We start from the raw sequence: 12,288 nt of genomic DNA, 5'->3' as shown, positions 1-12,288 counted from the left end.
CTCGACGGCTCACAGGCCCGCCGGACCCACCGGACCCGCAGGCCCTGCGGGGGCCCCGGCGTCTCAGCCCGCGAGGAGCTTCTTGACCTCGGCGGCCACCCGGCCGCCCTCCGCCCGCCCGGCGACCTTCGGGTTCACGATCTTCATGACGGCGCCCATCGCACGCGGGCCCTCGGCGCCGCCCGCCTTCGCCTCATCGACCGCGGAGGCCACGATCGCGGACAGCTCGTCGTCGCTCAGCTGCTGCGGGAGGTAGGCGTCGAGCAGCTCGCCCTCCTTCTTCTCCCGCTCGGCCTGCTCGGCCCTGCCGCCCTGTGCGAAGGCCTCGGCCGCCTCGCGGCGCTTCTTCGCCTCCTTGGCGATCACCTTCTGCACCTCGTCGTCGGAGAGTTCGCGGGCCGACTTGCCGCTGACCTCCTCCTTCGTGATCGCGGTGAGGGTCAGCCGGAGCGTGGACGAGGTCAGCTCGTCGCGCGCCTTCATGGCCGTGGTGAGGTCTTCCTTGAGCTTGGACTTGAGCGTGGTCATGTGGTGATTGTGGCAGGTGCGGGGCGCCCGGCGCCCGCCGGTTTTCCCGTCGGCCCGCGCTGTCTGCGACGATGGGCGCATGCGCGCACGCTACGGAGTACCCCTGAAAATCACGGCGGTCACCGCCGCGGCCGGCGCCGCCGGTCTCGCCTACGCAGCCGGATTCGAGGCCCGCTCGTTCCGCCTGCGAAGGGTCACCGTCCCCGTACTCCCGCACGGAGCACGTCCGTTGCGCGTCCTGCAGATCTCCGATGTCCACATGGTGAGCGGCCAGCGGAAGAAGCGCGCCTGGCTGCAGTCCCTGGCCGGACTGCGACCGGACTTCGTCGTGAACACCGGCGACAACCTCTCCGACCCGGAAGCTGTCCCGGAGCTGCTGGACGCACTCGGCCCGCTGATGGAGCTCCCGGGCGTGTACGTCTTCGGCTCCAACGACTACTACGGCCCCAAGCTCCGCAACCCCGTCCGCTACCTCTTCGAGAAGACGGCGGGCAAGCACGGCCTCAACGGGAACGCACCCGCGGTCAACGTCATCCACAACCCGTGGGAGCCCATGCGGGACGCCTTCGACACGGCGGGCTGGCTGAACCTGTCCAACACGCGCGGCCGCCTCAAGGTCGACGGCCTGGAGCTCGCCTTCACCGGACTCGACGACCCGCACATCAAGCGCGACCGCTACGCGGAGGTCTCCGGCGGCCCCGAGACGGGCGCCGACCTCTCCATCGGCGTGGTCCACGCCCCCTACCTGCGCTCCCTCGACGCGTTCACCTCGGACGGCTACCCGCTGATCCTGGCCGGTCACACCCACGGCGGCCAGCTCTGCATCCCCTTCTACGGAGCCCTGGTCACCAACTGCGACCTGGACACGGACCGTGTGAAGGGCCTCTCTTCCCACTCGGTCGACGGCAACCGCGCCTACCTCCACGTCTCGGCCGGCTGCGGCACGAACCGCTACACCCCGGTCCGCTTCGCCTGCCCTCCCGAGGCGACGCTGCTGACCCTGACACCCCGGGACGCGTAGCCCTCTAACGCCCCCGTGCGCCCACACCCCCAGACGTACCCCACCCCGGTACCCCTCACTCACACCTCGACCGGCACAAAAACCGGATTTCGTCTCCGGCCGCAGGTGGGCTAAAGTAATCGATGTCGCCGGGAGACCGGCGGCGATCGGGGTGTAGCGCAGCTTGGCAGCGCGCTTCGTTCGGGACGAAGAGGTCGTGGGTTCAAATCCCGCCACCCCGACAGCTAAAACACCAGGTCAGGGGCCTGATCCGCATCGCGGGTCAGGCCCCTGCTGCGTCTCCGGTGATCGTTTGGGAGAAATCCGCAGAGAGAGGCCGCCGCGGATTCCGGACGCCGAGCCACACCCCTGCCCGCCACCATCCGCTCGCGCCCACCGCCCTGCGCGGAATGATCAAGTGCAGGCCGGGAGCACAGCTATGGAGTGAGGGCGACGAGGAAGCAGTCCGGATGGCCGCCATCACCCCGCCCCGCCCCTCCTGAACAGAGGCAACGCCTACGACGCACTCCCCTGCCTCTTCGGTGTGCCCCACGCCTTCGGGTTCCGGCCGGCTGACCGAAGACCGCAGCCTGCCGGAGGGCGGCAGCCGTGGGTAAGGATGAGCCGGTGACGCGATGGTTCCGCAGCTACTGGGGCGAAGAAGACACGTGGTTCTACGTGGAGGCCGGCGACGATGGATGGGTGAGACGGCAGGTCGAACTCGAAGGGCCTGCGCTGCGCCCCATCGCGGCCGCATCTGCCGATGACGACGACGCCCGGTACGGGTTCACTGCCGAGTTGCCTGTCTCCGACTGGGAGGGGCACGTCGAGGAACCGCTGACCTCCGAGGAGTTCGACGACGTATGGGCCACGGCCCGGCGACACCTCACGGCCCTGGAACCCTGACACGTCAGCCCCCGGCCTTCAGGTCGGCGGAGTCGCGGTATGGGGGACGAGCACCGTCACGCATTTCGGTCGGCGGCCCCCTCCGCGGCCGGGCCGAGGCCGGTGAGAAGGTGCGACACCGCCATGGCGACAGCCTCTTCGGCTGTGGCCGTCCCGCCGCGGAACTCGGCCCGCAGGTGTTTCATCACGCCGCACGGACTGCCGTTTCATGGCGGGGTGATGCACGCCTCTGCGCGGAATGGGGAACCGGTGCAGGAGCTGAAGCCAAGCGTCCAGTGGCTGGAGAACACGTAGAGCTGCCGCAGCATCGGTTCAGCATGAGCCGCTTCCATGAGCGCCGAACTCAGGGAAATCCGGAGCCTCGGCGGCCTCCTCGCGCATCGCGTGCCGCTGCAGCTCGACCACGGCGGCCGGTCCGCGTTCGTGAAGCATCAGGTCAGTCACCTAGGAACGTTCCTACGTGGGTGACGTTCTTCGTGTGCGTGACCTTCTGGGTGTGCAGGTGAGGGGCCGTCTGCCTGGATCAGTCGCATCGGATGTTCCGAATCAGTCTCGCCGGATGTGTTCGAGTTCGACGTGGCGGCGGGTGAGGGGCAGCGAGGCCAGGGCGGCGGTGAGAAGGATTCCGGCGGTGCAGGCGGCCAGGAGGGGGAGGCCGTCGCCGTCCCAGTGGACTGTGCCTCCACCGGTGATCAGGTAGCTGGACTCGGCGAGACGGCCGGCCACCAGGGCGCCGGCGAGGCCGATGGTGAGCGGGAGCAGGACCTGGATGCACTGGGCCGCGCGGACGGTCGGAGGGCGGGCGCCGAGGAGGTTGAGCGTGGCGATCCGGCCTCGGCGTTCCAAGGCACGGTCTGCGGCGGACACCGCGAAGGCGGCGACGCCGATGGCGAGGCCCAGGACCATGCCGGTCGCAAGGAGGCTCTTGATGACGGTGATCTGCTGCAGGGATTCGATATTGACGCCCACGGCCTCGATCTCCGCGGTGGGAGCGATGGTGCCGAGGCCGTCGAGTGCCGTCCGTACGGTGTGCGGCGTGGAACTCGACAGCAGAAGCAGCCGGCCCGTTGCGGGATGCCGTCCTGCCGGGAGCGCAGAGGGCGGGATGAGGATGTCGGCACCGACGAAGGCCGAGGGCCGACGGGCGCGGATGACCAGGTGGTCCCGTGGCAGCGTGACGAGGAGCTTCTTCTCCCCCGGCTGCCGGCTGCCGCCCGTGCTCAGGAGGAACGGATAGGTGCGACCGGGCCGGGCGTCGGGGTCCTCGGCCATGTCGGAGTCGGTCAGGCGCTGCACCTCGCCGTCCACGCACTCTCGGACCGGCACCGCGGTGAATGCGGCGAGTTGGCCGCAGTCGGCGACCACAGCGGTGATACGGGGTGTGGTGGAGCTGGCCCTCGGAATCCAGGAGTCCATCGCGAGGGCCTGTGCCCGGATGCCCTCGACCTGACGCACCCGGGTGCGCTGCCCTTCGCTCAGATCGCCTAGAGGGAGGGCGTATTCCTGGGTGGGAGAAGTGGGTCGGCTGATGTGGGCGAGCTCGACGAGGACACCCTGGGCGAGAGAGGCGGCGTAGACGAGGAGGACGAGTCCGGTGACCACGCGCAGGGAACTGCCGGGCTCGACTTCGTTGCGGCGCATGGCGAGTGCCAGGGGGAGGGACTGGGTGGTGCCGGCAAGCCGGCGGGCGAGCCAGGCCGTGGCCGGCGCGAGCGCGAGGACGAGTCCGGCTCCGGTCAGCAGGACTCCGACGGGGACGAGCACCGCGTTGGCCGGTCCGCCGGAGGGGTCCCGGCCGAGCACGCCGAGTACGCAGTAGCCGCAGATGACCCCGAGTCCGGGCAGGAGCAGGAGCAGCCCGTACTTCTTCGGGGCGCGGGGCTGGGCACCCCGGCGTACCTGTAGCGGGCGGAGCGCGGCCTCGCGGGCGCGATGCCGTCCGACGGACCAGGCCAGACCGGGACAGGCGAGCAGGCAGACCGCGAGGACGGCGGCGGAGGGGCGCCCGTCGGGCGGGTACCACTGGAGGCCGGGCAGCCCGACGTGGGCGAGAACCTCGTTGGCCAAGGCGTACGCGAGGACACCGAGGAGCGCGCCGAGGAGGGCGGCGGCCACCGTCTCCACGGCGTTGACCCGCAAGGTTCCCTTCACGCTCAGTCCGAGCAGTCGCAGCGCGGCGAGCCGTCGGGCTCTGGCCTCGGCGGAGAGCCTGGCGCACACGGACAGGAACACGCCCAGTGGCAGCAGCACGAGGCAGCCGAGGGCGAAGCGCAGGATGTCGAGGGTGGAGGAGTCCACAGCGGGAGTCGAGGTCCAGGCAGAGCCGAAACTCGCCAGTGGGCGTGCAGAGGCAGGCAGCTGACCCGGTGTGCGGCCGATGTAGGCGTACAGCTCGTCCGAGCCGGTGAGACCTTCCGGGCCGATGGTGTCGGTGATCCGGCCAGGGAGCAGGCCTGCGAGTGCGGGCTGTTCGGCGAGCGTCGCGTGCAGCCTCGGGGAGACGAGCACCTCTCCGGCTGCCGGCAGGTGGTCGATGCCGGGCGGGCAGGCCGGCGCGCAGGCTGCCGCAGAGTCGCCTGCCGGGTGGCTGAGGAAGACCCGGGTGAACGGGAGCGAACCGTACGGGTCCTGACGGGTCAGGAAAACGGTGTCCTCTGCGGACCGGGCGTGCTGAACGCCGGTCACCGGCTGCGGTTCGCGGGCCGCAGCCCTGCCGTCGTGGGCCGAAAGGATCGCGGGGATGGTCAGTACCGCGGCGAGACAGGCGACGCCCATGGCGCAGCCCAGAGTCATCAGGAGGAAGCGGGCCTGCCCCGCACGACCGGTGCCGCGCAGAAGTCGCAGCCCGATCATGAACGTGATCGCGGACCGGGAACTCACACCGCCGCCCGCCTGGCCAGCACTCCGTCGGCCATCGTGTAGCGGCTGTCCGCGCGGGCGGCCACAGCGGCGTCGTGCGTCACCATCATCACGGCGGTGCCCTGGGACCGCGCGAGGGCCAGGAACTCTTCCAGTACGGATTCTGCGTTGGCACTGTCGAGGGCGCCGGTCGGTTCGTCCGCGAAGACCACGGCGGGCCGGTGGACGAGAGCCCTTGCCACCGCGACCCGTTGGCTCTGCCCGCCCGAGATCTGCGACGTCCTGCGCTGACGCAACTCCGCGAGCCCCAGCCGGCCGAGGATCTCCCCGGCCTCCTCGTGGGCCTGCGACTTGCGGCGGCCGGCCAGGCGCAGCGGCAGTGCCGCGTTCTCCTCGACGGTCAACTCCGGCAGAAGCTCGCCGTACTGGAACACGAACCCGAACCGCTCTCTGCGCAGCGTGCTCAGTTCGTCGTCACCGAGCTGCTGGAGCGGGACTCCGTCGAAGGAGACCTCCCCGCAGGTCGGCGCCAGGACTCCGGCCAGGCAGTAGAGCAGCGACGACTTCCCCGAACCGCTGCTACCCATGACCGCACAGACCTCACCGGCGCTCAACGCGAAGTCCACTCCGCGCACGGCCCGTTGTGTGCCGTAGAGCAGCTCCACACCTGTCGCGCGGAGAATGGCGTCCATGATGACCGGTACCTCTCTGGAGCGCGGTGGCCTGTCGCCCCTCCGCCCGGCGTAACGGAGAGTATCCATTCGATCTCATGTTGCGCACCGGCAGGATCCTGATTCCTCCCAACTGATGAAACCGGGAGGATCGATGACGCCGCTCTTGTCGGACCAGGAGTGCGGACCGGCCGCGTCTGCGGCTGCCGAGAGGCCCTAGCGGGGGATTTCCGGGACCCGCGCCGCGTCGGCGGTCTACTGTCGAATCCGCCGAACTGCCCACGGTGGGCAACTGAGGAGGAACCCTGTGTCATCGCCCTGTGATCCCCAGAACGCTCCCGCCGGCGATGTGGGTACGGCGATCATGATGATCGACTCCAGGCTCCGGTGCGTCCATGACGGCAGGACCGCGACCGACCCCGGACAACAGGAGATGGTCGACCAGTTCGCCGCTTCGCTGGGGCCCGAGGGGGCTCAGGATCTGCTGGACGGTGCGTGCACGCTCATCTTCATGTTCATGAAGTGGCTGCGGATGACGCACGAGCAGCACGACAAGGACGTCATCGAGTACGTGGTGCCCACCCTCGTCGCCTCGATGCGCATGATGCCCAGGAGTGTCCGTCCCGAGGTCATCCCCACCATGGCCGGCCTGGTGATCGCCGCGGGCACCGGCCTGAGTCCCAACCTGTGGCGCATGCAGTACGGGGACTGGACCGACGAGGAGATGACTCCCCTTGAGGTCACCGCGTTCCTGCTCGCGGAACACATCAACCGGATCGCCGACGACCCCGACTTCGCCACCCGCATGATTACCGAGGCACTGTCCAGCGCGGACGCGGACTGATCTGCTGCGGTGGCGGGTTCGGTGAGGCCGGGGATGCTGGCTTGCTGGCTTGCTGAGGAGAGTGGGTGGTGCTGGGTCGTACTGGGGGGCTGGGCTGGTGGTGCTGGCTGGTGTGAGTGCTGTGGTTCGTGTTGCGTTGTTGTGGCGGCTCGTTCGGGTTACTTCGGGTCGCGGTTGAAGGTGGTGGTCGACCAGCGGTAGCCGAGTGCGATGAGGGCGAGGGACCAGGCGATGGTGAGCCAGCCGTTGTTGCCGATTTCGGTGCCGAGGAGGAGTCCGCGCAGGGTTTCGATGGCGGGGGTGAAGGGCTGGTACTCGGCGATGGGGCGGAACCAGGCGGGCATGGTGTCCAGGGGGATGAAGGCGCTGGAGAGCAGGGGGAGCAGGATCATGGGCATGGCGTTGTTGCCGGCTGCTTCGGCGTTGGGGCTGATGAGGCCCATGCCGACGGCGATCCAGGTGAGTGCGGTGGCGAAGAGGACGAGGAGGCCGAGGGCGGCGAGCCATTCCAGGGGGGTGGCGTCGGTGGAGCGGAAGCCGATGGCGACGCCGACGGCGCCGACCAGGATGACGCTCATGACCGCTTGCAGGACGCTCCCGACGACGTGTCCGACCAGGACGGAGCCGCGGTGGATGGCCATGGTCCGGAAGCGGGCGATGATTCCCTCGGTCATGTCGGTGGAGACGGACACGGCGGTTCCCACGACGGTGCTGCCGACGGTCATCAGGAGGATGCCGGGGACGATGTAGGCGATGTACTGGGAGCGGTCGCCGCCCCCGCCGCCGATGCCGGCGCTCATGACGCCGCCGAAGATGTAGACGAAGAGGAGCAGGAGCATGACGGGGGTGAGCAGGAGGTTGAGGGTGAGGGAGGGGTAGCGGCGGGCGTGCAGGAGGTTGCGGCGGAGCATGGTGGTGCAGTCGCGTGCGGCGAGGGGCAGGGTGCTCATCGTGCGGTCTCCTTCGGCTGGCCGGGGATGTCCGGGGTGGCAGGGGTGCTGGGGGTGTTGGGGGTGGTGGTGAGGGCGAAGAACACGTCGTCGAGGTCGGGGGTGTGGACGGTCAGTTCGTCGGCGTGGATATCGGCGGCGTCCAGGCGGTCCAGGATGGTGCGCAGTTCCTGCTGGCTGCCGTCGCTGGGGATCTGCAGGGAGAGTGCCTCGTCGTCGTGGGTGGTGTCGGGCAGGGCGGTGGTGGCGTGGCGGTAGGCGGTGGGGTCGGTGAAGCGCAGGCGTACGTGGCCGCCGGGGATGAGGCGCTTGAGTTCCTTGGCGGTGCCCAGGGCGGCGATCGTGCCGTTGTTCAGTACCGCGATGCGGTCGGCGAGTTCGTCGGCCTCCTCGAGGTACTGGGTGGTGAGGAAGACGGTGACGCCGTCGGCCAGGAGCTCGCGGATGATCTGCCACATGTTGTGGCGGCTGCGGGGGTCCAGGCCGGTGGTGGGCTCGTCGAGGAAGATGATCCGCGGGTTCCCGACCAGGGTCATCGCGATGTCGAGACGGCGCTTCATGCCGCCTGAGTAGGTCGAGGCGGGCTTCTTCGCCGCATCCGTGAGATCGAAGCGTTGAAGGAGCTCGGCGGCGGTGCGCCGGCCCTCGGCGCGGGAGAGGTGGTGGAGGTCGGCCATCAGGAGCATGTTCTCCTCGCCGGTGATCAGGCCGTCGACCGCGGAGAACTGACCGGTGACCCCGATCGCGGCGCGTACGGCCTGCCGGTCGGTGGCCAGGTCGTGCCCGGCGACCCGGATCTCCCCCGAGCCCGGACCCGCCGAGACCAGCGTGGAGAGGATCTTCACCGCGGTGGTCTTGCCCGCACCGTTCGGGCCCAGCAACGCGAAGACCGTACCCGCCGGAACCACCAGATCGATCCCGTCCAGGACCACCTTGTCCCCGTACGACTTGCACAACCCACGCGCCTCAATGGCCAGGTTCGTCATGACAGTTGCTCCTCAGAGGCTGCGGGCGACGATGTCGCCCTGGGTGGTGGTGGCGCGGATGTTCAGGCCTGCGGCGGCGCCCTCGGTGTTCTTCAGCGCGTTCTCGATCCGGCCGTGGGTGGTGCCGGCGTCCAGCGACGCGGACACTCCGCGGGCCGCACCGATCGACACGTCGCCGGACACGGTGCGCAGTACGACCGCGCCGCGCACGGCCTCGGCGATCCGGAGGTCGCCCTTCTGGGTGCTGATCTCCGCCGGGCCGTTCAGGAGGCCGACCGAGATGTCACCGGCGAGGAGGGTGATGCGTGCGCTCGCCGCCTCGTCGAGCTTGACCGAGCCCTGTGCGCCCTCGAACGCGACGTCACCGAGCCGCCCGACGCCCCGGAACTCGGCCCCGGCCGCGTTCGCCTCGACGCGGGAACCGGCGGGCAGCTGGACCGTCACCTCGACGGATCCGGAGTTGCCGAGGACGCGGTTCTTCGGCGCGGCGGCCGCGATCCGCAGGACCCCGTCGTCGTACTCGACCGTGATCCGCTCCGCCGCCTGCACGTCGCGGCCCTTCGAGGCGTCCGCGGGCAGTACCTCGACGGTGGTGTCCGCACGGTCGGCGGCGATGAAACTGATGCGTCCGGCGGGGATGTCGAGTACGGCCGAGATGGCTGCGGATGTGTCGAACTTCTGCATGGCGTTTCTCCTTCTGGTACGGCGGGCGCTTCTTGCGTTCGCCGTTTCTGATAGTGGAAACGCTACGTTGTGTTCACGATTCTGGCAACGCACTCGTTGCATAGAAAATGCATCTGTGCAGCTCAGAGCATCAATATTGTTGCAACGGTCTTGAAGCTAACGCAACAACATGCCCGGTGCGCGTTGCAATGGATTGGAAGTGAACGCTATGTTGGAGCACCGCAGACCATGAAGGAGACCGCGATGCCCGGAGGCAGGCTCACTCAGCAGGAACGTCAGCAGATCGCGCTGGGGCTGGCCGATGGCCTGGCCTACGCGGAGATCGCCAGACGGCTCGACCGCCCGACCTCGACAGTCACCCGCGAGGTGATGCGCAACGGCGGCCCCACCACGTACCGCGCCGACCTCGCCCACCGCGCGACCGAACAACGCACCCATCGGCGCGGGCAGACCGCACCCCGGGCATCGGCGGCGCCCGCGCAGGTCCACGGGCGCGATCCCGAGGCGGTCCGCGAGTACGAGGAGATCTTCACGACCGCCCTCATACAGTCGGGGACGCCCAAGATGATGGCCCGGGTGATGACCTGTCTGTACACCGCGGACTCGGGCAGTCTCACCGCGGCCGAACTGGTCCAGCGCCTCCAGGTCAGCCCGGCGTCCGTCTCCAAGGCGGTCGCGTTCCTCGACGACCAGGGCCTCGTCCGCCGGGAACGCGACGAACGCCGCCGCGAGCGCTACGTCGTCGACGACGACATCTGGTACCAGTCAATGATCGCCAGCGCCCGGTCCATCGCCCAGATCGTGGAGACCGCACGTCAGGGCGTCGGCGTCCTCGGCCCCCGCACCCCGGCCGGGGCCCGCCTGGAGAACATCGCCCGTTTTCTCGACTTCATCGCCGAGAGCACGATCCGCTCTGCGGACCAGGCCCGCGAGGTCCTCCACACGAAGCCCGAAACGGCCCCGGACCAGCCCAGGGAGGCCGACGCGGAGACCGAGACCGATGGCGGCTCCGGCTCCGGCAGTCCTGCGGGCGGCGCCGGCTGATGCCCCCTCAGGGGGCGCGGGTGCAGGGCCGGTCCGTCAGGCGTCGTCGGCTCCGCCGAAGCGCGCCCGGAAGGACTCCAGGTCATCCTCGGAGATCTTCGCGAAGAGGACCGGCGGCACGGTGAACGGCGTACCGGCCGGCACGGCGTCCAGGGAAGCGGCCTGTTCCGCGGTCACCCAGGTCGCGGTGTCGTCCTCCAGCGCGAAGGCGCCGCGCATGGCGGCGGCCGAGGCGGGAACCAGCGGTTCGGAGACGATCGCGTAGAGGTGGATGAGGTTCATCGCCGTGCGCAGGGTCAGGGCCGCGCCCTCCGGGTCGGTCTTGATCTCCAGCCAGGGGGCCTTCTCCTCCAGGTAGGAGTTGCCGGCCGACCACAGGGCGCGCAGCGCGGCAGCGGCCTTGCGGTACTGGAGGGCCGCCATGTGCTCCTCGTACTCGCCGAGCAGGCGCGCGGTCTCCTCGCCGAGCCGCGCCTCCGCCGCGCCGGCCGCCGTGCCTGCGGGGACCTCGTCGCCGAACCGCTTGCGGGAGAAGGACAGCACGCGGTTCACGAAGTTGCCGAGGGTGTCGGCCAGGTCCTTGTTGACCGTGGCGGCGAAGTGCTCCCAGGTGAAGGACGAGTCGTCCGACTCCGGGGCGTTGGCGATCAGGAAGTAGCGCCAGTAGTCGGCCGGCAGGGTCTCCAGGGCCGCGTCGGTGAAGATGCCCCGCCGCTGGGAGGTGGAGAACTTGCCGCCGTAGTACGTGAGCCAGTTGAAGCCCTTGACGACGTCGACCTTCTTCCACGGCTCGCGGACACCGAGTTCGGTGGCGGGGAACATCACCGTGTGGAACGGGACGTTGTCCTTGGCCATGAACTGCGTGTAGCGGACGGTGTCGTCGGCCTCGTACCACCACGACTTCCAGTCACGGCTCTCGCCTGCCGGGGCGGCGTCCGACCACTCCTTCGTCGCGCCGATGTACTCGATCGGGGCGTCGAACCAGACGTAGAAGACCTTGCCGTCCGCCGCCAGCTCCGGCCAGGTGTCGGCCGGGACCGGAACGCCCCAGTCCAGGTCGCGGGTGATGGCGCGGTCGTGCAGGCCCTCGGTCAGCCACTTCCGGGCGATGGAGGAGGACAGCTGCGGCCACTGGTCCTCGTGGCGCGCCACCCAGGCCTCGACCTCGTGCTGGAGCTTCGACTGGAGCAGGAACAGGTGCGTGGTCTCGCGGACCTCCAGCTCCGTGGAGCCGCTGATCGCCGAGCGCGGGTTCAGCAGGTCGGTCGGGTCCAGGACGCGGGTGCAGTTCTCGCACTGGTCGCCGCGCGCCTTGTCGTAACCGCAGTGCGGGCAGGTCCCCTCGACGTAGCGGTCGGGCAGGAAGCGGCCGTCGACGGGCGAGTAGACCTGGCGGATCGCCCGCTCCTCGATGAAGCCGTGGCTGTGCAGCTCGCGCGCGAAGTGCTGGGTGATCTCGACGTTCTGCTGCGAGGAGCTGCGGCCGAAGTAGTCGAAGGCCAGCTGGAAGCCGTCGTACACGGCCTTCTGCGCCTCGTGCGCCTGCGCGCAGAACTCCGCGACCGACAGCCCTGCCGCCTTGGCCGCCAGTTCGGCCGGCGTCCCGTGCTGGTCGGTCGCGCAGATGTACAGGACGTCGTGGCCGCGCTGGCGGAGGTACCGGGAGTACACGTCGGCCGGAAGCATCGACCCGACCATGTTGCCCAGGTGCTTGATCCCGTTGATGTAGGGAAGCGCGCTGGTTACCAGGTGTCGAGCCATCCTCGGATGCTCCATTTCGTACGTACGGCGCCGGCGGCTGCGCCACGGCGGGCCC

At 69.5% G+C, this 12,288-nt stretch carries 12 protein-coding genes, 1 tRNA gene and 1 pseudogene; 6 read left to right on the top strand and 8 right to left on the bottom strand.

Going from position 1 to position 12,288, the window contains the following annotated elements; translation table 11 throughout:
* Positions 1-63: 63 nt before the first annotated feature.
* Complete coding sequence (locus EDD93_RS12145) at positions 64-528, bottom strand: GatB/YqeY domain-containing protein (RefSeq protein WP_123525173.1); 465 nt, start codon at positions 526-528, stop codon at positions 64-66.
* 79 nt (positions 529-607) lie between these two features.
* Here EDD93_RS12145 and EDD93_RS12140 point away from each other — a divergent pair, with 79 nt between their 5' ends.
* From EDD93_RS12140 to EDD93_RS12130, 3 genes are all read left to right on the top strand, one after another.
* Positions 608-1,549 (top strand): metallophosphoesterase, encoded by a 942-nt coding sequence (locus EDD93_RS12140; protein ID WP_123525172.1) that lies wholly within the window; start codon positions 608-610, stop codon positions 1,547-1,549.
* 147 nt (positions 1,550-1,696) lie between these two features.
* Positions 1,697-1,770: transfer RNA gene (locus tag EDD93_RS12135), tRNA-Pro, on the top strand.
* A gap of 385 nt (positions 1,771-2,155) precedes the next feature.
* Positions 2,156-2,434 carry a hypothetical protein gene (locus EDD93_RS12130; protein ID WP_123525171.1) on the top strand — a complete coding sequence of 93 codons (279 nt, stop codon included), beginning with the start codon at positions 2,156-2,158 and terminating at the stop codon, positions 2,432-2,434.
* Between the two features lie 56 nt (positions 2,435-2,490).
* Here EDD93_RS12130 and EDD93_RS40160 read toward each other — a convergent pair.
* Positions 2,491-2,742 (bottom strand): annotated as a pseudogene (locus tag EDD93_RS40160) (DUF6193 family natural product biosynthesis protein).
* Positions 2,743-2,764: 22 nt separating this feature from the next.
* On the opposite strand from EDD93_RS40160, the gene EDD93_RS39890 reads away from it, so the two are divergent.
* Positions 2,765-2,902: a hypothetical protein gene (locus EDD93_RS39890; RefSeq protein WP_221217305.1), complete on the top strand. Its 138-nt coding sequence runs from the start codon at positions 2,765-2,767 to the stop codon at positions 2,900-2,902.
* Positions 2,903-2,980: 78 nt separating this feature from the next.
* On the opposite strand, the gene EDD93_RS12125 is transcribed toward EDD93_RS39890, so the two are convergent.
* Entirely contained in the window at positions 2,981-5,314 is a 2,334-nt protein-coding gene (locus EDD93_RS12125) for an FtsX-like permease family protein (RefSeq protein ID WP_123525170.1), read from the bottom strand.
* Complete coding sequence (locus EDD93_RS12120) at positions 5,311-5,985, bottom strand: ABC transporter ATP-binding protein (RefSeq protein ID WP_123525169.1); 675 nt, start codon at positions 5,983-5,985, stop codon at positions 5,311-5,313. Before EDD93_RS12120 ends, EDD93_RS12125 begins: the two co-directional genes overlap by 4 nt.
* 286 nt (positions 5,986-6,271) lie before the next feature.
* Here EDD93_RS12120 and EDD93_RS12115 point away from each other — a divergent pair, with 286 nt between their 5' ends.
* Entirely contained in the window at positions 6,272-6,808 is a 537-nt protein-coding gene (locus tag EDD93_RS12115; RefSeq protein WP_123525168.1) for a hypothetical protein, read from the top strand.
* Positions 6,809-6,966: 158 nt separating this feature from the next.
* Here EDD93_RS12115 and EDD93_RS12110 read toward each other — a convergent pair whose 3' ends face one another.
* The 3 genes from EDD93_RS12110 to EDD93_RS12100 are packed head-to-tail and all read right to left on the bottom strand — an operon-like array spanning position 6,967 to position 9,428.
* A complete protein-coding gene (locus EDD93_RS12110; RefSeq protein ID WP_123525167.1) occupies positions 6,967-7,758 on the bottom strand; it encodes an ABC transporter permease in 792 nt (263 codons plus the stop codon).
* Positions 7,755-8,744 carry an ATP-binding cassette domain-containing protein gene (locus EDD93_RS12105; RefSeq protein WP_123525166.1) on the bottom strand — a complete coding sequence of 330 codons (990 nt, stop codon included), beginning with the start codon at positions 8,742-8,744 and terminating at the stop codon, positions 7,755-7,757. Before EDD93_RS12105 ends, EDD93_RS12110 begins: the two co-directional genes overlap by 4 nt.
* A gap of 12 nt (positions 8,745-8,756) precedes the next feature.
* Positions 8,757-9,428, bottom strand: a complete 672-nt coding sequence (locus tag EDD93_RS12100) for a DUF4097 family beta strand repeat-containing protein (protein ID WP_123525165.1) — start codon at positions 9,426-9,428, stop codon at positions 8,757-8,759.
* Positions 9,429-9,671: 243 nt separating this feature from the next.
* On the opposite strand from EDD93_RS12100, the gene EDD93_RS12095 reads away from it, so the two are divergent.
* Complete coding sequence (locus EDD93_RS12095) at positions 9,672-10,472, top strand: helix-turn-helix domain-containing protein (RefSeq protein WP_123527714.1); 801 nt, start codon at positions 9,672-9,674, stop codon at positions 10,470-10,472.
* 36 nt (positions 10,473-10,508) lie between these two features.
* On the opposite strand, the gene metG is transcribed toward EDD93_RS12095, so the two are convergent.
* Positions 10,509-12,233, bottom strand: coding sequence for a methionine--tRNA ligase (metG, locus tag EDD93_RS12090; RefSeq protein WP_123525164.1), 1,725 nt, complete (start codon positions 12,231-12,233; stop codon positions 10,509-10,511).
* Positions 12,234-12,288: the final 55 nt, after the last annotated feature.

It is taken from the genome of Streptomyces sp. 840.1, from assembly GCF_003751445.1.
Classification (GTDB): domain Bacteria; phylum Actinomycetota; class Actinomycetes; order Streptomycetales; family Streptomycetaceae; genus Streptomyces.
The sequence above is the reverse complement of the archived record's forward strand: the minus strand, read 5'-3'. Positions and strand labels throughout refer to the sequence as shown.

Coding starts and splice junctions, on each gene's coding strand:
- EDD93_RS12120 (WP_123525169.1), bottom strand. CDS start 5,985: ATGGACGCCATTCTCCGCGCGACAGGTGTGGAGCTGCTCTACGGCACA.
- EDD93_RS12095 (WP_123527714.1), top strand. CDS start 9,672: ATGCCCGGAGGCAGGCTCACTCAGCAGGAACGTCAGCAGATCGCGCTG.
- EDD93_RS12145 (WP_123525173.1), bottom strand. CDS start 528: ATGACCACGCTCAAGTCCAAGCTCAAGGAAGACCTCACCACGGCCATG.
- metG (WP_123525164.1), bottom strand. CDS start 12,233: ATGGCTCGACACCTGGTAACCAGCGCGCTTCCCTACATCAACGGGATC.
- EDD93_RS12100 (WP_123525165.1), bottom strand. CDS start 9,428: ATGCAGAAGTTCGACACATCCGCAGCCATCTCGGCCGTACTCGACATC.
- EDD93_RS12110 (WP_123525167.1), bottom strand. CDS start 7,758: ATGAGCACCCTGCCCCTCGCCGCACGCGACTGCACCACCATGCTCCGC.
- EDD93_RS39890 (WP_221217305.1), top strand. CDS start 2,765: ATGAGCGCCGAACTCAGGGAAATCCGGAGCCTCGGCGGCCTCCTCGCG.
- EDD93_RS12140 (WP_123525172.1), top strand. CDS start 608: ATGCGCGCACGCTACGGAGTACCCCTGAAAATCACGGCGGTCACCGCC.
- EDD93_RS12105 (WP_123525166.1), bottom strand. CDS start 8,744: ATGACGAACCTGGCCATTGAGGCGCGTGGGTTGTGCAAGTCGTACGGG.